The sequence below is a fragment of the Verrucomicrobium spinosum DSM 4136 = JCM 18804 genome, assembly GCF_000172155.1.
GTDB lineage: Bacteria > Verrucomicrobiota > Verrucomicrobiia > Verrucomicrobiales > Verrucomicrobiaceae > Verrucomicrobium > Verrucomicrobium spinosum.
Genome location: NZ_ABIZ01000001.1, coordinates 1,161,472 through 1,181,799, shown reverse-complemented (window position 1 = coordinate 1,181,799; position 20,328 = coordinate 1,161,472). Strand labels below are relative to the sequence as shown.

16 protein-coding genes are annotated in these 20,328 nt (G+C 54.2%); 6 read left to right on the top strand and 10 right to left on the bottom strand.

Annotation, left to right across the window (positions count from 1 at the left end; genetic code table 11):
• Window positions 1–142: 142 nt before the first annotated feature.
• Window positions 143–934, bottom strand: a complete 792-nt coding sequence (locus tag VSP_RS04560) for a hypothetical protein (protein ID WP_198141312.1) — start codon at window positions 932–934, stop codon at window positions 143–145.
• Window positions 935–1,084: 150 nt separating this feature from the next.
• Between VSP_RS04560 and VSP_RS04555 the strand changes: the two genes are divergently transcribed.
• The 4 genes from VSP_RS04555 (at window position 1,085) to VSP_RS04540 (ending at window position 4,804) form a co-directional block, all read left to right on the top strand.
• Window positions 1,085–2,536, top strand: a complete 1,452-nt coding sequence (locus VSP_RS04555) for a DNA polymerase III subunit beta (RefSeq protein ID WP_157210734.1) — start codon at window positions 1,085–1,087, stop codon at window positions 2,534–2,536.
• An 89-nt stretch (window positions 2,537–2,625) separates the two neighbouring features.
• Entirely contained in the window at window positions 2,626–2,901 is a 276-nt protein-coding gene (locus tag VSP_RS04550) for a hypothetical protein (RefSeq protein WP_009959063.1), read from the top strand.
• Between the two features lie 177 nt (window positions 2,902–3,078).
• Window positions 3,079–3,951, top strand: a complete 873-nt coding sequence (locus VSP_RS38905; protein WP_157210733.1) for an AlbA family DNA-binding domain-containing protein — start codon at window positions 3,079–3,081, stop codon at window positions 3,949–3,951.
• A gap of 82 nt (window positions 3,952–4,033) precedes the next feature.
• A complete protein-coding gene (locus VSP_RS04540; protein WP_009959060.1) occupies window positions 4,034–4,804 on the top strand; it encodes a DUF932 domain-containing protein in 771 nt (256 codons plus the stop codon).
• An 89-nt stretch (window positions 4,805–4,893) separates the two neighbouring features.
• Here VSP_RS04540 and VSP_RS04535 read toward each other — a convergent pair whose 3' ends face one another.
• From VSP_RS04535 to VSP_RS04515, 4 genes are all read right to left on the bottom strand, one after another.
• Window positions 4,894–7,035, bottom strand: a complete 2,142-nt coding sequence (locus VSP_RS04535) for an RNA-binding domain-containing protein (protein ID WP_009959058.1) — start codon at window positions 7,033–7,035, stop codon at window positions 4,894–4,896.
• Window positions 7,028–8,206: an ISAs1-like element ISVsp18 family transposase gene (locus VSP_RS04530; protein WP_009959057.1), complete on the bottom strand. Its 1,179-nt coding sequence runs from the start codon at window positions 8,204–8,206 to the stop codon at window positions 7,028–7,030. Before VSP_RS04530 ends, VSP_RS04535 begins: the two co-directional genes overlap by 8 nt.
• A 314-nt stretch (window positions 8,207–8,520) precedes the next feature.
• Window positions 8,521–9,702, bottom strand: a complete 1,182-nt coding sequence (gene gapS4b, locus VSP_RS04520) for a GapS4b family protein (protein ID WP_009959056.1) — start codon at window positions 9,700–9,702, stop codon at window positions 8,521–8,523.
• Window positions 9,703–9,710: 8 nt separating this feature from the next.
• Window positions 9,711–10,655, bottom strand: a complete 945-nt coding sequence (locus VSP_RS04515) for a PD-(D/E)XK nuclease domain-containing protein (protein WP_009959055.1) — start codon at window positions 10,653–10,655, stop codon at window positions 9,711–9,713.
• Window positions 10,656–11,222: 567 nt separating this feature from the next.
• On the opposite strand from VSP_RS04515, the gene VSP_RS04505 reads away from it, so the two are divergent.
• Window positions 11,223–11,420, top strand: coding sequence for a hypothetical protein (locus tag VSP_RS04505; RefSeq protein WP_009959052.1), 198 nt, complete (start codon window positions 11,223–11,225; stop codon window positions 11,418–11,420).
• A 205-nt stretch (window positions 11,421–11,625) separates the two neighbouring features.
• On the opposite strand, the gene VSP_RS04500 is transcribed toward VSP_RS04505, so the two are convergent.
• The 5 genes from VSP_RS04500 to VSP_RS04480 all read right to left on the bottom strand — a co-directional run bounded on the left by VSP_RS04500 (window position 11,626) and on the right by VSP_RS04480 (window position 19,159).
• On the bottom strand, window positions 11,626–12,780 hold the full coding sequence (locus VSP_RS04500; protein ID WP_086010719.1) for a tyrosine-type recombinase/integrase: 1,155 nt from the start codon (window positions 12,778–12,780) through the stop codon (window positions 11,626–11,628).
• A gap of 583 nt (window positions 12,781–13,363) precedes the next feature.
• The gene (gene purE / locus VSP_RS04495; RefSeq protein WP_009959050.1) at window positions 13,364–13,864 is read right to left on the bottom strand and encodes a 5-(carboxyamino)imidazole ribonucleotide mutase; all 501 of its coding nucleotides are present in this window, start codon (window positions 13,862–13,864) and stop codon (window positions 13,364–13,366) included.
• Window positions 13,861–15,042: a 5-(carboxyamino)imidazole ribonucleotide synthase gene (locus tag VSP_RS04490; RefSeq protein WP_009959049.1), complete on the bottom strand. Its 1,182-nt coding sequence runs from the start codon at window positions 15,040–15,042 to the stop codon at window positions 13,861–13,863. Before VSP_RS04490 ends, purE begins: the two co-directional genes overlap by 4 nt.
• A 5-nt stretch (window positions 15,043–15,047) precedes the next feature.
• Window positions 15,048–17,522 (bottom strand): YbcC family protein, encoded by a 2,475-nt coding sequence (locus VSP_RS04485; protein WP_009959047.1) that lies wholly within the window; start codon window positions 17,520–17,522, stop codon window positions 15,048–15,050.
• A 23-nt stretch (window positions 17,523–17,545) separates the two neighbouring features.
• Window positions 17,546–19,159: a proton-conducting transporter transmembrane domain-containing protein gene (locus VSP_RS04480; protein WP_009959046.1), complete on the bottom strand. Its 1,614-nt coding sequence runs from the start codon at window positions 19,157–19,159 to the stop codon at window positions 17,546–17,548.
• Window positions 19,160–19,243: 84 nt separating this feature from the next.
• Here VSP_RS04480 and VSP_RS04475 point away from each other — a divergent pair, with 84 nt between their 5' ends.
• Window positions 19,244–20,137, top strand: coding sequence for a LysR family transcriptional regulator (locus VSP_RS04475; protein ID WP_009959045.1), 894 nt, complete (start codon window positions 19,244–19,246; stop codon window positions 20,135–20,137).
• Window positions 20,138–20,328 lie beyond the last annotated feature (191 nt).

Here is a 20,328-nt window from a genome sequence, read left to right as displayed (position 1 = left end):
TCCGAGCCTTTCGTTACACAACCCCATCGGTCGGAAGTGCAATGAGGAAGTTGACATCAAGACAGAACCAAACTAACCCAATGAACAGCCAGCCCACCATAGCTTAACTTCCAGCAACTCTGGCCGAAGAACGGGGTCCACCTCATATTGCCATGTTTTCAGAGAAGATATCATGCATAAAGAACTTTTCCCTGAACCGATCAAAATCGCATTCTTCATTTTGTTGCAAATGCGAAACTACAGCATTGACCGCATAAGCTCTGACTTCCGGGCGCAGATGTCCCTCATTAATTAGCATTGTCGCCATTGCGTTGGCGCGAGCCTTCAATGCCTCTGGAGAGGAATTCACCCCAAGGTACTTTGAATAGGCGATTGCGAACATTCGCTCTGCATCCAGGATTTCGTAATCTGGATTCATTCCATGCTGAAGAATATTCAACTCCCGAACGGCATCTTCCAAAGATGCTCCATTTGCAAGAAGACTGTAAAAACTCGGAAAGCTCCGCGCAATGGAACGCTCGTACACCTTGTGAGGACACCCCACCAAATTCATGAACGGGGAGCGATCTGTCGCGCTGATAATTTCCCCTAGCCAGGCACCTTCGCAAACCGCCATAACAATCTTCAGATGCCCTTGCTGAGCAATATTAATCTCTTGGAAGTCACTCTTTAGGTAACTCCAATCTACGCTAGAGCCGTCTGCAAGTGAAAAACCGCTAGCGGTGCCGTGAATCTCAAAATGCAGAATCCGCCGAATACCGTGCACCCTACTCTCTAGTTTCACATTGTGAAGAGCTTGCAAAAACTCTGCTAGGTCGCGAACACGACTATAGGTGACGTCTATATTCTTCCCCTTCAACGAATCCCTCAACAAGCCGCCTGTAGACAGTTCGTAATCGCTCAGGGATTCGACAATTGCAATTTTACACTCCATCGCGCAACTGAACCTCGCCATTGTATTGATGCAAGGATAATCAGCTACTGGAGGCAGATATAGCCCCCGCTTAATCCCTACCCCATACCTCCCTTGCGGAAGCATGGGTTTTTCATGTTCAACCCCACACTCAGAAAGGAAAACCACACCATGACCCCCATCGTCTTGCCCGTCGCAGAGCTCAAACCGGCTCTCAGCGGCTTCAGCAAGATCATCAGCAAGAACAGCCCCCAGCCCGTCCTGCAGTGCCTCAAGATCGAGCGTACGCAGGATGGCTGGATTTGTCTCACCGCCACGGATCTCGACAGGTTCGTGACGCTCAGACTCGAACAACCGGCCAAAGGTGAGCCCGTCTCGCTCCTCGTCCACTTCGACAACCTCCAAAAGGTAGTGAAGACCTGCGACAAGAGCCAACGGGTTTACCTGGAAGCCGGCCCCAACAACAACCACAGCATCAAGTTTGATCTCGCCGGCCAACTCGGTGAGACAAAATCCAAAGCTCCCCCGGTAGAGGAGTTCCCTGAGATCCCCAAGATCAAGGGAGAACCTATTCCGGTGCCAGAAAACATGCGCCTGGCTCTCATTGACGCCATGGCCTGCACCAGCACTGACCAGAACCGCTACGTCCTCAATGGCGTTTGCGTGGATGTCAGCGATCCTCAGGCCCACTACGTGGTCGGGACCGATGGCAGACATCTGTTCTCCTGCAATTCTTTGAAGCTCCCTCTGAAGAAGTCTCTTGTCATCCCCTGTCACAAGTTCTTGGGATGGCGAGAGTTCAACCTCGATGGGGAGTGGAAAATGAAGGTCTCGGACGTCTCGGACGCCAATTCTGAAGTCCTTGTACAGTTCAGCAGTAGAAGATGGCGCTTCATCAGTCGACTCATCAAAGACAACTACCCCAACTGGCAGGTCTGCGTGCCTGACCCGGTAGAGGCAAAGACCCACCTACAGGTCAATGCCGACAATATCCAGAACGTGGTCCAGACCATCCAGAGAATGCCCTGCCACGATCCTAAGTATCAGACCATGGGTATTCAATGGAAAGACGGTCAGATGGCGTTGCTGGCCAAGCAAGAGTCAAACGAACCCTGGAGTCGGATAGTGATTCCAGAATCCAAAGGGACGGGCTCAGAGGTCACCTACTTCTGTGACCGTCGCTACTTCGTGAAGGCTCTGGAGTACGGGCTCGATACGATGGGTATTGTTGATCCGATGTCACCCCTTCGATTCTTTCGGAGTGGCAGACAACTGGTCATCATGCCGGTCAGACTCGAAGCGGGAGAAGAAGCTACTCAGCTCTCACCACCTGTACCAAAAGCCTTACAGCCCCCACCCACCACCAAGCCTCAACCAACCAAACCAGAAAGGAAACCCATGCCAGCCACCCACAACACATCGACAGAGCAAGAACAAGCGCCAGGCATTGATCAGATCGTTCAGGTCATCGGAGAAGCCCGTGACACCATCGTGAATGGCCTTAACCGGCTCCAGGATGCGTCCAAACAACTCCGGCAGCTCCAGAAGGGTCGTCGCAATGCTGAACGCGATCTGCAATCGGTACGTGCCACCATTCAATCCCTCACCCGTCTGAGGATCTAGCGGAACGGCCATACCTGAAACGGGAAAGGGCTGGATGTGCATCTCGCATATCCGGCCCTTGCTGTTTTCAGGGGGCACCACAACATCACATGAATACAGAACCCAAATTCGAACTGGGCGGTCTCTTCCTGACACCAGGCGCTCTCAACCTACTTGATCCCGAAGACGTGCCGAATTCACTGAATCGGCACCGATGCGGAGACTGGGGCGACTGCGATGAGGAAGACGCCAAAGCAAACGATCTTGCATTGGTAGAAGGAACCAGAGTGTTCTCCGTCTACCACGACAGACGGGATCAAAAGTTCTGGATCATCACCGAAGCAGACCGGTCGATGACCACGGTGATATTACCAGAGGAGTATTGATGAATCTCGGACCTCTCGGACGTCTCTTTTCAAGTTCAAAGGGAAAAAACCTAACACAAAGGAACTACAACCCCAGATCGACTTGAGAACAGGTGTCCGAGAGGTCCGAACCCACCCCTTGCAATTTCAGAAGCAGGATTACCTTTCCCAATGTGGAATCAACAACGTCTTGAACAGATGATCGCCGACGGTGTGGAAGAGAGCCTAAACCTCGACTACAAAGCGGCAGGAGCCTTCGCCAAGCAGACACAAAAGAGAGAAGAGATCCAGAAAGATGTATCTGCATTCGCCAACTCGGCCGGTGGTACCATCATCTACGGAATCAAAGAGCACTCATCCCAAGACAGAAAACACCTCCCAGAACGAGTCGACCCCATAGCCAGAGACCAGTTTTCCAAGGAATGGCTTGAGCAGATCATCTCTGGCATTCAGCCCAGAATTCAAGGAGTTGTGATCCATCCAGTACAATTGGACTCATCGACCAACGACTGCTGCTACGTGGTCGAGGTTCCCCAGTCGGAGACCGTACACCAGGCCCCTGACGGGAAATACTACCGGCGCTACAACTTCGAGAACAGGTTCATGCAGGACTACGAAGTGAGGGAAGCAATGAATCGGGCCAAACACCCTAGTCTTACATTCGAAGTGTTCCTAAACATCCATGAACCGTGGAAAGACAAAAGTCACATCCTAATCCGCATCCACAACGTAGGGAGAAGAATTGCGATGCACTATTCTGCCTACATCACAATTCCTCTACGAGCAGCAGGCAACGCCATTCGCCCCTTGGATCCAGTCATCTTGGATAAAGATGAAACCGAGGCGTATTCCCTGCGTTTCAGCCTTCCAAACGATCAGGGCGGCCCCCTCTATCCTGAAAGCTCAGTCACACTGAAGAGGGAGGTGGAGTTGATGAAAGAATGGCTTGATAAAACTTCGAGACAGCCATTCAAATCTCAGGACTCGATACGAGTGACGGTTTTCGCGGATGAAATGCCCGCCCTTTTTCGAGACATACCGCTCTCAGATGCGCTCAAAGGCTGGACGTAGCGATAGCGTCTCACTGGCCAATCTCCCATGCCCCTTCAAAGGAGCATGGGTTTTTCATTTTCACCCCAAACCAACCATACACATGCAACTACTCGAACAACCCAAACCAAAACGCCCCACCCCGAACCTGATCCTTCACTGCGGCGCTTACAAAGCCACACTGGATGAAGTTCAGGACGTCAGAACACCCCGGTCAACCTCCAGCTGGTGTCCCATCCCTCATAACCGGCTGATCGAGACCGTGCAGAAGACCCTCAAGAGCACCAATCTGCGCATCGGCACCCAGGCCCACAGTCTCAGTCATAAAGGCCATCGATACTTCGGTCTGATGGAAATTCTTGGCCCGAAGAACGATGATGACTACTGTTGGGTGCTCGGTCTCAGAAACAGCCATGACAAGACCTTTCCAGCAGGTATTGTCGCCGGCGCTAGCGTTTTTGTGTGCGACAACCTCTCCTTTTCCGGGGAGGTCAAATTCGCCCGAAAACACACCCGCTTCATCGTCAGAGACCTTCCCGGGATCACTGAGAGAGCCATCGGTCAACTCATGAGCAAATGGCATCACCAGGACAAACGCATCGGTGCCTACAAGGAAGCCGATATTGAAGACTCCATCGCCCACGACCTGATCATTCGGGCCACCGACGTTGGAGTCTGCAGCAACCGACTCATCCCCTCCGTGCTGAAGGAATGGAGGGAACCACGATACCAGGTCTTTGAAGATCGCAGTGTCTGGAGCCTCTTCAACGCCTTCACGGAAGCTCTCAAAGACGGCAGTCTCTCAGAGCTCCCGAAGAAGACGGAAGCCCTCCATGGATTGCTGGATGTCCATGTGGGTCTCGGGCTGAACTAGCTCAAGGAAAGGGATCCCTGCCAGCCTACGGCTTTAGGGGTTCCTTTTCTTTAGCTATGAACGGGGCATTCATTTGTTAGGCGCGACGCCTACTGACCCAACAGCGCCCTAATTTCAGCAACAGCGACAACTTCACCGCTGCGCTGATATGCTTTTAGAAGCAGAGGGAGCATCTTCTCTTTAGTCTTTCCGTAGACCTCCCGCTTCAACGGCTCACAGAGTTCAATCACTTTGGCAGACGCACCGCGACGGTCATAGATTTGCGCAAGAGCCGTAACAGTCACCCAATCCCGAGAATTCAACTCATGCGCTTCTTCCAACTTACTAGCCGCCTGATCGACCGCATCCGTCTGCCCAGAATCTCGCAACAAGATCCCCCATTCTCTATACAGTTTTGCCCGCTCAATTCGATCTTTTGGAGAATTTGCGGCCGCTTGCTCGTACAACCTCAACGCCTCACCCGGCCTCTTGAATTCATGGCGCTGAAGTTCTGCCAGTGATCTATATGCACGCCAATTTCGAGGATTACGTGAAATCGCCTGCTTGAGCAAATCCTCAGCACTGGCTAAGTCCCCTCTTCTTCTAGCAGACTCTGCAAGGTCAAGCAAAGCAGAATCGTTCTTCCCAGCACTTTGCCTAATCGACCGCACGACAATGCGATCGTCCTCATTCTTGATGTCTCGCGCCTCAAAATAGTCTCTAAGTCGCACTCTTATAGTCTGCTCTCTCCCTCCATTTTTCACCAGCTCAGAATAGATAAACGATCTAGTAATCGCCAAAACAGTATAGCACTCGTCATTCAAACCTTGATTGAAGTGCTTAACAACAATTGCATCCTCGATCAACGTCGAGAGAGCATCTTGCAACTCAGGAAGCTTTAACGCAGACCCGACTAGCAGAACTTCGCTAGGTTGCGGCTGCGCAAAAAGCGAAAGGACTTCAAGTACTGTCCTTTCATTCTGGACCATCTGTTCAAAAACACGTCTGAATGAAAACTCCAACAACTCTTCCCCGTGCATACCCAAGCTTATCGTCGCATCAACCTCTTTTAAAGCAGCCGATGCACTCTTTGATTTGCTAATCATCCATCTCATTGCGAGCGGAATATGATTGCACGCCTCCCCAATCCTCAGAATCTGATCATCTCTAAACTGAGATACATAGCTGCAAGAAGACAGCGATTGCAATGACCTCACAAAGCTGCAAGTTTCAGCAGCATTCATCGGTCCGAGCGTCACAGGATACACCGCAAATTTAACGGTCAATCGACGAGAGGTAACGAGCGCCCGTACTCCCACTGGAAGTGTATCTAAGAATCTGATTATCCTGAGATCATCCACGGTCTCCAAGTTATCCACAAACAACAGACCATTGCTATCCCGCAGCATATTACGCACCGCATCCTCCCTCTCATCCAGCTTACCTTGCTTATACTCTGGAAATTGCAGAGTATCACATACAGCATTCAACAGAGACTCGAACGATGTAACCTCCGGTTTTAGCCCCGCAATCCCAGATGCAGTTAACTCCCGATCCTTTGCTGTACACGAAACAATAAAATCGAACTGATTGCTCTCATAAGCGCGTATAGCTGCCCATGTGGCAAGCGCCGTTTTCCCCAACCCTCCAATTCCAATGACATGCGCGACCGATGTTCGAGGATCGCGCAACGCAGCCTCAATCTCAGCGCAGGGCTCTTGTCTATAGACAAACTCCACATATTCTGGCGAAGGCACACGATAGAAGGGCTCATCAACGTAATATTTCTGCCCCACTTGCAACTTTGTATCTTTTCTATTCCATTCATCAACTTTGTCTACGCTTAGCACATAACTGGAATCCTCTATACGTATCGCAGACCCCCCCTTCTTGAATAGCTGCTTCTTTTCGCTTGTCGGAGCATCACACGTGAAACATGCCAACTTCCCTAGATTAGGTGGAATCACCGCAATGCCAACATATCTTTGATCAGATTGGATGAATTCCCTATGAAATTCCACCCACACGGTATCCGGCAAATATCGACGCAATTGATCATTAATTAATTTACTATCTAATCGGACCTTCGCGCCCACGAATTCAAAACTATCACTGAAACCAAAAATGATGACCCCACCCCTTTTATTGTGGAAGCTAAGCACATCTTTGGCAACATTCGCCCAAGCGTTGAGGCCAGAGACGCCTAATCTCGGAACGTCTGGCTTGTAGTCCCACAACCAGGGCTTACGCATCTAAATTTACTCCAAGCAAGGTTTGGAGATAGTCTGTACTGAGTCCGGCTTCGAATCTGCGTTGGTTGACCGATTTTTTGGAGTTTGGGTTCTCTCGCTTGATCATTGCATGAGTCAGGCGTCGAAGGGTGGCCAGATTCTCCGCGCTGTAACCGCTTCTAGACCGGCTCTCATCTTCGCCAAAGGTCACATCTAGAACCCAGTGCAGCGAGTTTTCAATCCCCCAGTGAGCGCGTACTGAGGCTGCAATGAGCGCGGCATCGGCTTTCAAACTGCTGATGAAGTAACGCCTTTGCACCGTGGTCTGACCCGCCACGGTGCGCTCGCATTCCACCGCAGCCACGCTGCGCAGTCCCGCCCACTTTTCTGCCCCCTGCAGCCAGCATTCCACTTCCTCACTCACCCAACAGCGACGCACTTCATGCCGGCCGTGCCCATCGCTTTCCTCTTGATGAAAGTTGCCTTCTGCCCTGGCCAGGTCCTCCCCCGTGTCCAAATAGTGGCTGACCTGTTGATGGAGGCTTTCCTGGTTGCTTTTGAGGGCCAGGATGTAGTCCCCCTTTTGCTGGATGATTTTCCTGGCCACCTCCCTCTGGCAGCCCATGGCGTCGATGGTCACGATGCAGCCTTTCAACGCCAGCATTTCCAACAACTCCGGCATCGCGCCAATCTCATTGCTCTTGTCAGCAACCTTGACCTGTCCAAGGCACAGGCTCAATTCACTGGCCCAAGCCCCCACGATGACCGCAGGTGCCTGCCCTTTGTCGACGGCCCCGCGCAGTGCCTTTCCATCAATGGCGATCACCCCTTTGAGACCGCTCTCAAGCCCCTCGCTGGAGAGTTGGCGCAATACACCTTGGGTCCAGAGACTGAAGGCTTCCATGAAGCGCTTGGGATCAAGCAGGCTGAAGACTTTACGGAACGTGTCGTGACTGGGAATGCCGTTGGGCAGGGCAAGAAAGCTCTCCAACCAAGTGCGCTTCAGATTGCCGAAGGCTTCCATATGGGTGTAATGCCCCTGACCGCACAGCATGGCGCAGGTGGCAATCACCAGGATGTCGGCCAGATCATGTCGCTGGGTACGCTGCACCCTCCAGTCATCAATGCTCTGAAAAACTTCACGAAGATTGCTGTCAGGAGATGCAGAGGCGGAAGACATGCCCCACTTCATTCACACATCTTAACTAATTTCCACGTGCTTTGTAAAAACTAGATGCGTAAGCCCTGTCCCACAACTCGGTCTCTGTCTTGAACCCTTGCCGTATGGCCGGTCGATCACGCTCCATAAAAATGGCACTAAGTCCATTTACATCACGCACTTTAATTGCCTTGGCAATGTCGTCATCCCTGTGGTTCATAGCACTATATTTTGCTCGTCTAATCTCTGGTGGAGAAACCCGCTGAATCTTGACTAATCACTCATTACCCACCCCCCAGTCACATGTCACTTATCAGGCAAACGTCGATCATCATTATGGGATGATTTCAGGATGAAACAGGCGTCCCGATGCCCGCATGGACCAAGCCACTATAATTTAACGCTTCTTGGACAAAAACCGTCTTTGCCGCATCCAGATACATTGTAAACTGTCGCTTAAGTCTAATGCTATCAGGACTCCCCTGCGCCCTCCCTTCCAAAGAAATTCGCGGGATGGCAATTTGAAACTCTGCGTCTGGATTCGCGCCATTTGCGCAATCCGCGAATTCAAAAATCACCTCAATAGATCCACTAAAGTCCACAGTTTCAAACTTGAACCTCGCTTCCGTTCTCCACACCAAAAGATGCTTCCAGCATGTAGGATCATTGACAAAAAAGACGTTTTGGAGAGCATCTCCGGAAAGTGTCAGCTTGTTGACCGAGTCCTTCATCCAGTTCAACCGCTCCTCGTCTGGAGTGGGAGTATTAGAATCAAGGGCCAACGCCAGGTCTGCCAACTTGACAAACGACAACCCTCCTTGACTGTTTATTCCAGGGAACTTCATCAGGAAGAAAATTCTCTGTTCGTTAGTGAATGAGCCGAAAAGCACTTTTGATTCACCGGATGTCTCGATGTAGTGTTTTGCTCGAAGTTCACTGTTCACATGGCCAACTACTTGCCTGTTGGCTTTTTCAGTCTCCGGGGACGAGTGAGTTGTTGCCACCTCCAGTCGGTTCTCGACGGGGTTCAGTGTGTAGCGGATCGAAGCTTCATAGATTCTCCGACAACGCGTCCAATCAGCGCCGATAGATTGCTTTTCGAGTCGATATGACAGCAAATATGAGTCCTTCCCCTCTATCTTATCCCTGGCGAAAGAGGGTTCACCGATAATCTTGACGTTTCCATATTCATCTTGCGCGATCTTGTTGAACTCAAAATCTATTGGCAGCATTTCTGCCAGCGGAGGAGCTTCTGATGATATAGTATAACTACGGCTTCTCAACTTCGGACTATCCTCCTTCTCACGCACCTCATCCAGCAAATGAACAAATTCGCTTGGGGCCAAGAAGGAAAGAAGAAGGTGCTCAAGCATATCCTTCTTCTCGATCGAGGATATGAAAACACCTCTAGATCGCAAGACCTTCCGCAACATCGACGGTGTCACCTTATCTTGCGTCAAAAAGGCCCTCAGATCGTCTCCAAAAGGGAGCAGATACTGAGATTGTGTTATCTCTTCGTCCATAGTCATCGGGAATTTCAATTTAGTCTTGTGACCGCGTTCAGCGAAGCGCATTGGACTCGCTTCGCAAAGTCCTTCTGTGCCAACCCGACTAGGGCTTGTTTCACAAGGGGACCATGCTTTACCTCTTGAAAATCTGGAAACACTATCAATACTTGGACCCAGTTTGAGGACAACTCATATGCCAAGCTAGCAAGCCTCCTAAAACACTCCAAATCAAAAGTTTCATTTGAGAAGAGCGCCAGCGAAGGTTCGCCTTGGATTGAAGTGCCTGCGGGGTCCAGTCTCATGGCGATCGGACCACCGATGAGATTCTGAATAGGGAGGAGAGGTGAGCTCGACTTTCGCTGGTCCGCAGCTACGTTCAGAGATGTCTTGGTCAGGACGAATGAAGGCTTAACGCTGCCAGCCATCGCTGCGGCATAGGCCATTACTCTGTCGACGAAATCGTAGCGAGCATTTTCTATCAGGTAAATAGGATCCCACCCTTCAAGATCTACTCTTTCCCTCCCTCCCGATTCCCCCAAAAAACTTTTTGTATTGTCTGGATCCTTATTCAACTTGAACAGTATTCCATAATCTTCTGACCTTATTGCACCTTCTCCGGCACTATTCATTTCCCTTCTTTCAGGGGATCTCTTGAAACACTTCAGAGCTGTCCCAAGGTCGATAATGTCGGATTTAACCGTCGAACTCCTATTCTTGGTGTCGTCCTCGGAAGAGTTCTTAACGGATATGAGAATATTGCGCCTGAGTTCGGGCACCAGAGGGCAAGGATAGGTAAAGGCAAGGTCGATTCCGTGTGTGCTCCTCGGAGATGAGCTTCCCTTGCCTTTGTGTTGTTGGGAAAACTCACATTCTATGTCAAAGCCATCTGCCACGGGACTCCATCCGATCTTTTGCAAGAATCCCTTGACGAGCTCCTCTCCTTGATCCCCCACATTCTTTGATTTTTCACCCATGGATGGAAGAATTGCGGGCTGACGCTCCTTGTCCAGCTAGATTTTGCTTTGGAGCATCTCCGAATACGACCATTTTTCACTCCTCCGGCAGTGATAGAGAGCTCGGTGAACGCCATCCCTTGGAACGACAGTTTCCTCAGATGACTGAAGGGGCGTTCGATTGAGGATCATTGGCGGTCCCTGTGTGATGAGTCTCTCTTCTCCCTGGCCTAATGGGAACACACCTCTGATTGCATCTCCACATTGACCCCGTTCCTCTTCAGAACCCGCAACCAAATTGCAGCAGATCGAGTCACGTCGGGGATATCGAGTTGTAGTTGCCGCTCTACGCCGCGCTTTAGAGCCGCGAGAGCCGCCGGGTTGGACTCATGAACTTCCGCTCCGCCTGACAAAGCAAAGATCCAGCCTCCATCCAAACAGGTAGGATCAAGTTCGATTTCATCCTCCCCATCCAGGGCTCTCACCAAGGAGTTTTCTCCTGCCCAATGAAATGATCCCCCAACCTCACCATTTGAACGATAGTTCATTCCAGCTCGACAAACTCGCGGAGCCGTCAAAAACTCCTTCATGAAAGAGAAATCTCGCGCGATACGACGAGCCGAAGCCGCTGAAGGGATCGAAAAGAAGCTTCAGTCAATCATCAATGACCTCGAAAAGATCCCGTCCTTCAATGGAAAAGCCCGATTCATGGACAAGGTATTTCGGGTTCGCACACATGCTTTCGCCCTAGCATCAAACCTCCGGCTTGATGCTAACGAGGAGTAGGGTTCCCCACGTCTGGAAATCGCGAGATCCATGCCCCCCTTTTGGGGCCGCCAATGGGTCAAACCATCACGAAAACCGCAGGTGGCTTTCGTGGGATTACCCCAGGCCCGAAGCTGCGGCAACTGCGGGTTCTTTGCCCTGAAGTGAAGGCCCGACTCTCGATCAATCTTCCGCCAAGAGGTCAAGTGAACCAAGCCCAGACCCCTCAATCTGAATTGACATCCCCAGCAGGGTCTGATTTGTCATCGGGAGTAATGTTCCAGTAACGAGTGGCAGCTGACTCCTGCACTACTTCTCTATAGTGAGCAAAAATCAATTGTGGCGTTGTGTGCCCCATATCGAGTGCAAGTGCCGCCGCGTTTTTTTCTGCCGCCAAGCAATAGCTCGCAAATGAGTGCCTCAGAGCATTGTGAGGCCATTCAGGAATCGATGCCTTCTTCCTAGCTGTGTCCAAAAGCGACCGATAGTTCATGGGAGTCACCAAGCCCACCGATTCGACCAAAGGGTATAGCCAGCTCCGGAGATTGTCCCTGATTGCGACGAGACGTCTACGAGCACTTTTTGCCTTGCTAGCCTTCACTTCTACAAATCCAGAGTTCAGGTTCACTTCTGCCCAATCAAGTCGCTCCAGTTCTGCCCGACGCAGCCCTGCAAACGCGCCGATTGCGATGAATGGAACCAGCTGGGGTGGGGCAACCGACAGCAAAGACTTCAACTGGTCAGGCGACAATATCCCCACTGGCTTCTCCGCCTCTTTTGCTTTCTGAGTACTCGTGACAGGATTTCGATCGCAGTACTGACGAACCACTGCGTACGAGAACGCCACCCCGAGCACTCTACGCAGGTTGTTCCGACTCACCGCCGACACCCTCGCTCCGCTATGAGTCCGAAGACCTCGAAGCCAATCATCAATTTCTAGAGCTTCAATCGATGCAACCAGTCGAGAGCCGAATGACTGATTGAATGCCTTGAACTTCTGATCGAGGTCACCCAGATACCGGACACTCAACCCATCTGTGCGCTTTGCTTCTACAACTTCCTGGCCCAATCGTTCGAACGTTATCGAACGATTGATCGACTTCAAATGCGGCAGGTAGTAGTCTACCGCGTCCCTCAGAGACTTCCCAAATGGCCGTAGAAGCTCGATGCACTCTGCAGCCTGTGCGCGCTCTGAGTCGGTCAGTGCAAAGGCCGCCAAGCCGACGTTCTTTTTCTCAATTCTCAGCTGTTCAGCTTTGGTCTCAGCTTCCGAACGCGACCCGAAGAAGTATCGCACTCTCTTGCCATCGACCATTCCACAGTCCACCATCCACGAAACTGAACGACGGTTGGAGCGTTTCCTGATGAGAGGCCAAGCCATTGCCCAGCTTGACACTTTTTTGACACTCAGCAAGCTATTTGACTCCTAGTCACTTGAATATGAACAATTTCATACCAGACTTAAAATCTGTTGGTGGGTGACCACCGTGCGGGTTCGAGTCCCGCTGTCGGCATTTGAAGATACCCCTCTCCCTGGAGGTTCCAGAAAACCCCTGAATCTGCGGTGAAAACAGCTCGAGGGGATATCCGGTTTCGCCCTGCCAAGGTGAAAGTTGTGTCAGAATGAATGATGGCGCGCCCAGCTGAAAAACCGATCTCAAAACGGGTTGTTCCGTTGGCCAGCTACACATTTCGCACGGGAGTTCGGGCTCAATCCCACCATTGCCAAACCGCGGGCAACCACATGCTGAAAGCAAAGCAGGCGGTGCCAGTGCCTCCAAAGTTCTGCGGAGCGGGATCTTGAGGGAAAATGCCCCAAGGTGTCCGTATCCAGAGAATGCGGCACACGGAGGGCAGGACCGGGCTCTCGAAAAAAGTGGCCCTGTCATTTGCCCTCTGCCTGCCGCGCAACATCATCGTCGATGCATCTCAGCTTTGGAGAAACGAGGCTATTAGCTGTCTCTTTAATCAAGGGTGAGTTTTGCCGTCTTTTGGCGGGAGTTGGCAGCCATTTCTTCTCGATAAGCGAGCAACTTCGCTCGCAACGACTCATCACCAATCGCGAGGATCTGCAATGCGAGCAGCCCCGCGTTACGTGCATTACCAATGGCAACGGTGGCGACGGGGATGCCAGCGGGCATTTGCACGATGGATAGAAGAGAGTCCATCCCTTTGAGTGCTTTCGACTCCACAGGCACGCCGATAACCGGAAGCACGGTGTGACTCGCGACCATTCCTGGAAGATGCGCGGCCCCTCCCGCTCCGGCAATGATAACACGCAGCCCTCGCCCCATGGCACTGCGGGCGTATTCCGCCATGTCATCAGGAGTGCGATGCGCAGAGACGACGCGGGCTTCAAACCCTACATCGAACTCGAGGCAGGTCTCCGCAGCTGCACGCATGGTGGCCCAGTCGGAGTCGCTGCCCATGATTATTCCGACGAGAGGTGTGGTGAATTCGTTCATATTAGATTGGGTTGATCGAAGTGTATGAAATCAGCCGCGCACTGCGCAGTCGCAAGGGCTTCATCAGAGGTGCTTCCGAGCGCGGTGACGTGCCCCATCTTCCTTCCGCGCTTGGCGTGATGTTTGCCATACAAATGCACATGCGCACCGGAAACCGCCAGTGCCTCTGCAAGGCCTCGCGGCGCGCCGGCGGCGGTAGTCTTTCCAAGAAGATTCACCATCGCAGCAGGCTGGCGCAGCTTGGTGCTGCCAAGCGGCAGTCCGCAGATGGCGCGGATGTGATTTTCAAACTGTGAGCACTCACATGCTTCGATGGTGTAGTGGCCAGAGTTGTGCACCCGTGGCGCGATCTCGTTCACAAGCAGCGTTCCGTCAGCGAGCAGGAAGAACTCAACGCCAAAGCTGCCAACACCATCGACGGCTTCAATCGCCTTTAAGGCTAGATGCGCGGCCTGCTCAGCAATGGAACCACTAACCGCCGCAGGAGCAATGACTTGTTCGCAAACATGGTTTCGCTGCCGCGTCTCCACAACCGGATAGAGGACGTGCTCACCCTTTTTGCTGCGAGTGACGATGACCGCAAGTTCGCGCTCGAAGGGGCACCATCGCTCTGCGTAGAGTCCGGACTCGCGACCGCCGAGCTTGTTCAGCGCTGCGTCCCATTCCTCCGCACGATGCACCGTAAAATTGCCGGTTCCGTCGTAGCCGTGGCATCTCTTTTTGAGCACGAACGGGAGACCGAACAGGCTCTCAAGCTCCTGTATAGGGGTGCCGTCATTCACAGGCTCAAAATCCACGACGGACACAGCGGCATTTCGCAACGTCTGCTTTTGAGCGAGTTTGTCCTGCACCAGCGACATCGTGCGCGATGACGGCAAGACCTCTTGACCTTCGGCTTCGAGTCCGGCAATGAGAGCAGCGTCGAGAAATTCGTTCTCCAACGTGACGACTTCGAGATTCATCGCAAAGCGGTCAAGCGTGGCGGGCGATTCTGGATTCCCTTCACAGAAGTCTGCAGCATCGCGCCGCGCGGGACATATTGGTGATGCATCAATCACTCGTGCGTGCAATCCGAGCTGCGAGGCAGCACGCACGAGCATGAGGGCGAGCTGTCCTCCGCCAATGATTCCCACAGTGGGCAGATTGGGTATAGGGTCGGTATTCAAAATGCGTTTCATCAGCCTCAGTCTAGGGATTCCCATTTCATGCCAGAATAATAACGAAACAAGGTTTGCCCTTCATCCTCGATGGCGAAGAGCAGGAGCCAGCCGTTGTCCACGAGCTGCCGCAGGTTCTCATGCTTAGCAAGGACGGCGGCGATGCGTTCGCGCGGGGCCTCGATGAGGACATGGAGCCGAATGGGGTCGTGAATCCATTTTGCACCGTCGTGGACAGATTGGAGCGGGAGGCCGAGCTGAAGGTCGCCCCCGTTGCCTTGACAGACACCAATGGTCCCGACGACGTTATGTGTAACCTTGTTCCCGCTGCCGAAGACGGCATTGTTCACAGTCGAGGCATAATATTGGAGGTTGATCCAGTTCGCGACGACCACAGGAGCGACCATGATGAGTTCTAGCGTGCTGTCGGCGGTGTCAGCGCGGTGGTCGTAATTGTGCAGGAAGACGCGGCCGCCGAGGTTCGCGGTCTTGGTCCGCAAGCGCGGCGCGGCGACGAGCGCAGCGTTACCCGCGAGGCCCCACTCCGGCCGGACTTGTGCCCAGTCGCGGCTCCGGGCGATCACCTGCGCATCGAGATTCGGAGAGGTGCTGTCGAGACCAAGAAATGCGGCCCGCTCGCGCCGGGTGGTTCTCGCAGCTGTGGCGAGCCAATTTTGGAGTTCCGCGAGGTCTCCGCGATGCGAGGCAGGCACGTCGTCGAGGTCGAAGAGCGTGACGTGGTCGGTCGTGGTATTGTGCTGTCCCGCGAGGAAACAGGTGTCCGCCGGAATGTGGATGCCGTGTCCCTTGAGCGCCTCTCTGACCGCGGTGTCGTTGAGAATTGCCACACCGACGCGTGCATTGGCATCGCCAGCATGCCCTCCGCAGGCCCCGCAGTCGAGGCCGGAGCCGTAAGGATTGTTTGCAGTCTCACTTCCGTGACCGCAGAGCAGGACAACTCGGGCAAAGTTTTTCGTCAAACCCATGTTGCGCAGCGCCCCGAGGGCAAGTTGCACACGGTCTTCGATGGCGATGCCAGTCTTGTCCGCTTCGCATTTTCCAAGGTGCGGTACGCACGCACTTTTGTGCGCATGATTTGCCGCCCCAGGGGCGAAGGCGTCGCGGAAGAGCCTTGCGCCGAAGGCGAGACCCACCGTGTCCACGAACGAGAAGCATGAGATGGCAGATGTCTTGAACGAGTTCCACGAATAAGTAAGCCGCTTGCCGAGCTGCTGCCGCCTCCATTCCGTGTTGACGGCTTCTGCCGTCGCCTTCCGCAGCGTCTCGCGCACCCGGAATTTCGGGGTGAGCAGCACCGGGCACTGGGAGGTGCCATCTTTCTGGCCGAAGGGAATGTATTCGATCGGCAGGCCAAAGAAGCCAGCGAAACCAATGGTCTCGATTTTCGGTGTCGCGGCTTCGAGCGCCCGCCTGAGAATTTCCGATCGTACATCAATGCAAAACACAGCCTGCACGGCGGGCCGCTCCAGGCTGAGGGCGGCCTTGGCGACACACAGTTTTCCGAGAAACTGGCGCTGCCAGGCGTGTTCATGCGCGAGCTGCCAGAGCATGGCCTGGAGCACTTCTTGGTGATCAGCGGGCATTGCATGGGATGCCGCGGGCCAGAACTCGCGCAACGACGGGCTGTCAAACTGTGCGAGGAGCGCCGCATCGTAAGCGAGACGGATGGAGAGCAGTTGCAGCAGCGTGTCGTCGCCCCGACCATGCATGCTGTTTTCGCGCACGCGATACTGAACATGTCCGGCCCAGCCACGGATGCTCATAAGCTGCCGGTGGCAGAAGTCAGCGGCTTCCTCCTCAGCCACGCCGAACTTTTGCATGAACAAGGCAAGTGCCTGCTCCGCGTCATCTGGCAGCGCTTTCACCCACCGGCGGAAGTTGCGCAGACCGAGGACTTCGGCGTTCAGGTTGATTGAGGCCTTCTCGCGCCACGCTGCGTAGAGCGGAAGCGTCCGCCATGGCAGCCGCCAGGCTGATTGTCCAGCATCAAAATATTCCGAGCAAAACTGTGCGATGGTTTCGGTGACGGCCACTTCCCACTCGGTACCATGCACACAATCCACCGCCTCCGCGACAGTAACGATTGCATTCCACGACGATGGCGAAGGTTCCGCTGTCACCGCTTGCCTGAGGCTCTCCGCGTCAAGTCTCGCGAGCGCGTCTGCATTCTGTCCCAGCAGGGTTTTCCTTGCTTGGGCGAGCGCCATGTCCAGATCGGCATTGGTGATTTCACCCGCTGAGTATTTTTCGCGGTAGAATTCCAGCGGCATCTGCATGCCACCTGGCGCGACTCGCCGGACAAGTTCGCACGCTTCAAGGAAAGGCCTCTCGGTCAGGCCGACGAATGGATTCACCGCGACGAAGTTTTGCAGCGGCCAGAGTGGCGCGATGCGTTTGCACGCGGCTCGGGCGGCGTCGAGAACGGCGGAGGGATTTACGGTCGCGCAGGCGTCGGAGTTTGGAGCGTGGGTAATGGTCATGAGCGTGGTTGGGCGGGAGTTGTTCAGACGGCCTTCTTGCCGTAAATGGCGAGCGTCAGACGGTTGGCGAACTGGCCCAGGTAAAAGGCCTGTGAGGCATGCACATAGAACACGCGGCCGAGGCGGGTCGCCGACCAGCACGGCAGTTGCGATTGCAGAACCAGCACGGCCATGAAGAGCAGGACGACCATGGCCATGACGCCGAATTCGAGCGGCGACCGCAGCGGTGTATAGGACGCGACCGAGGACGCCAGCAGCTTCTCAAAGGCCGCGTGCAGCGCGAAATACGCGATGGCCACGCCCCCGCCAACCAGCAGGCCCCAATCCACCAACGAGGAACGATGTGAGGACGCCCAGAGATTCCAGAGCAAATGCGCCAGGCCCATCATGAACACCGCACCAAGCAGCATCACCCCAGCGTCACTCGCGGGGCTGAGTTTGAAGATCGCCCCGACACCCCATGTGAGCGCGATTGCCGAACTGAGCGTGATAACAAGAATGAGGGGATGCGCCCCGGGTCGTTCCGACGGCACCCAAGCCGACCTCGTCATGCTGACGATGCTGCCAGAGGAGAGAAATGCGTGCGCCTTGTAGAGTGAGTGCGCGACGATGTGTAGCACCGCAAGCGCGAAAGCCCCAAGGCCACACTGTAGCATCATGAAGCCCATCTGCGCGATGGTCGAGTAGGCGAGCGAGCGCTTTACGCTGGTCTGCGTCAGCATGACCAGCGAGGCGAAGAGCGCGGTAAAGGCACCCACCACCGCCAGGGCATTGAGCGCGGCGGGCGCCCCTGCGATGATGGGGCTGAGCCGCACGACCAGAAAGCCGCCCGCGTTGATGATGCCCGCGTGCATAAGCGCCGAAACAGGCGTCGGCGTCTCCATCGTGTCCGGCAGCCAGCTGTGAAAGGGAAACTGCGCCGACTTCAGGAGCGCTCCGGCGACGAGCAGCACGCTCGTCCAACCAAGGCAGGATGGGTACGCTCCACCCTGCTCACGCAGGACGGCCGCCGCGGCGAACATCTCCGTGAAATTCCAGGTGCCGAAGCACTGCCAGGTCATCACCAGCGCCCCGACAAGGCAAGCATCGCCGAGCCTGCTGATGAGGAACTTCTTCCGCGCTGCCAGCATCGCAGCCGGCCGGTCCGGATGGAAAGTAAGCAACTTGTGCAGGCTCAGGCTCGTCGCTGTCCACGAGAGAGTGAACATAAGCAGGTCGCCCGAGATGCAAAGCACAAGCACGGAGCCGATCGTTACGCACAGCCATTTGGTGAACTTGCCTTGTTGCGGGTCGCCGGCGAGGTAATTTCCTGCAAAGCGCACCACCACCGCGCCGAGGAAGGAGACGAGCAGCAGCATCACCGCAGAGAGCATGTCGAAGTAAACCCCAATCCGCACCGAGCCGACGCCCAGCCCTCCAGCCACCAACGGGCCCGCGAACAAGAACCCGATGCCTGCGGACAACGCCACAACAAAAACTCCCAGCGACAACCACGAGGCGAGCGCTGCAAACCTTCGCCCGTGGCGATTGGCCAACCTTGAGGGAACGAGCGCTGCCGCGAGCATCACCAATGGGCCCGCCGCGACTGCGGAAACGAAGAAGATCGGATGAGTGGGATCGGTGGACGGCAGATTCATAAGGCGTCCCAACGTATCTTGAAAATCTTCGTTCGTTCCAATATATCTTTTGCGCAGTTTCGTTCGCTTAAATAGAAGTGACGAATGTCCTCTCTGAACTATCACCACCTCCGCTATTTCCGAGCCATTGCCAACGAAGGAAGCCTCACGCGCGCAGCGGAACGCCTTAAGCTCTCCCAGTCCGCCCTGAGCACCCAACTCCGCAGCCTGGAAGACAGTCTCGGCCAGCCGTTGTTTCATCGGCAGAATAAAACCCTCGTCCTTACGGAAGCCGGGCGCATCGCACTGGACTACGCCCAGTCCATCTTCCGATCGGGAGAGGAGCTGCTGGACGTGCTCCGGAACAGGGACTCCGGTCGCCGCCAAGTCCTGCGCGTCGGTGCCGTCGCCACATTGTCGCGCAACTTCCAGCTCACGCTCCTGCGCCCACTCATTGGCCGCAGCGACGTAGAATTGATCATCCGCTCCGGCAACCTCCGCAATTTGCTCGCCCAGCTTCGCGCCCATACCCTCGACGCCGTTCTCTCCAACCTTCCTGTGCATCGCGATGCCGAAACCAACTGGCACAGCCACCTCCTTGACGAACAACCAGTCAGCCTCATCGGACTGCGCACACGAACGCAGAAAAAGTTCAGCTTCCCCGAAGATCTACGCACGACTCCACTCGTTCTTCCGAGCCTCGACAGCAACATCCGCGTCGCTTTCGACCTCGTGCTTGAGCAACTAGGCATCAGGCCCATTATCGCCGCCGAGGTGGACGACATGGCAATGCTGCGTCTTCTAGCCCGAGAAGGTGCCGGTCTGGCGCTCGTTCCGCCTGTCGTCGTGCGGGGTGAACTGGACACCGGTCTTCTCGTAGAGCGTCATCGTGTGGCAGGCATTAGAGAGAGCTTCTATGCGATTACGCCAAGCCGCCGTTTCCCCAACCCGGCACTGGCCGAAATTCTCAGGAAAGAAAACTCAAGCAAAGAGCTTTAACCGATTCACTCATTTAGGTTCGGGAGGCAATGGGTATCTCTGAATAAGATGCCCAGCCTGCTCAATAATCTTTTACCTCAACTTTCTGAGTCAGCCATTTATCATTCTTCTTAATCCCGTCAACTTTGCCTTCAGTCCCCCCCTTCCCCAGGCACCGAGATCAGTTTCCATACGCTGTTTCCATACGCTCT

What these genes read in the sequence shown, in the direction of transcription:
- VSP_RS04560 (WP_198141312.1), bottom strand. Translation starts at nt 934, where the DNA reads ATGGAGTGTAAAATTGCAATTGTCGAATCCCTGAGCGATTACGAACTG.
- VSP_RS04555 (WP_157210734.1), top strand. Translation starts at nt 1,085, where the DNA reads ATGACCCCCATCGTCTTGCCCGTCGCAGAGCTCAAACCGGCTCTCAGC.
- VSP_RS04550 (WP_009959063.1), top strand. Translation starts at nt 2,626, where the DNA reads ATGAATACAGAACCCAAATTCGAACTGGGCGGTCTCTTCCTGACACCA.
- VSP_RS38905 (WP_157210733.1), top strand. Translation starts at nt 3,079, where the DNA reads ATGATCGCCGACGGTGTGGAAGAGAGCCTAAACCTCGACTACAAAGCG.
- VSP_RS04540 (WP_009959060.1), top strand. Translation starts at nt 4,034, where the DNA reads ATGCAACTACTCGAACAACCCAAACCAAAACGCCCCACCCCGAACCTG.
- VSP_RS04535 (WP_009959058.1), bottom strand. Translation starts at nt 7,035, where the DNA reads ATGCGTAAGCCCTGGTTGTGGGACTACAAGCCAGACGTTCCGAGATTA.
- VSP_RS04530 (WP_009959057.1), bottom strand. Translation starts at nt 8,206, where the DNA reads ATGAAGTGGGGCATGTCTTCCGCCTCTGCATCTCCTGACAGCAATCTT.
- gapS4b (WP_009959056.1), bottom strand. Translation starts at nt 9,702, where the DNA reads ATGACTATGGACGAAGAGATAACACAATCTCAGTATCTGCTCCCTTTT.
- VSP_RS04515 (WP_009959055.1), bottom strand. Translation starts at nt 10,655, where the DNA reads ATGGGTGAAAAATCAAAGAATGTGGGGGATCAAGGAGAGGAGCTCGTC.
- VSP_RS04505 (WP_009959052.1), top strand. Translation starts at nt 11,223, where the DNA reads ATGAAAGAGAAATCTCGCGCGATACGACGAGCCGAAGCCGCTGAAGGG.
- VSP_RS04500 (WP_086010719.1), bottom strand. Translation starts at nt 12,780, where the DNA reads ATGGCTTGGCCTCTCATCAGGAAACGCTCCAACCGTCGTTCAGTTTCG.
- purE (WP_009959050.1), bottom strand. Translation starts at nt 13,864, where the DNA reads ATGAACGAATTCACCACACCTCTCGTCGGAATAATCATGGGCAGCGAC.
- VSP_RS04490 (WP_009959049.1), bottom strand. Translation starts at nt 15,042, where the DNA reads ATGAAACGCATTTTGAATACCGACCCTATACCCAATCTGCCCACTGTG.
- VSP_RS04485 (WP_009959047.1), bottom strand. Translation starts at nt 17,522, where the DNA reads ATGACCATTACCCACGCTCCAAACTCCGACGCCTGCGCGACCGTAAAT.
- VSP_RS04480 (WP_009959046.1), bottom strand. Translation starts at nt 19,159, where the DNA reads ATGAATCTGCCGTCCACCGATCCCACTCATCCGATCTTCTTCGTTTCC.
- VSP_RS04475 (WP_009959045.1), top strand. Translation starts at nt 19,244, where the DNA reads ATGTCCTCTCTGAACTATCACCACCTCCGCTATTTCCGAGCCATTGCC.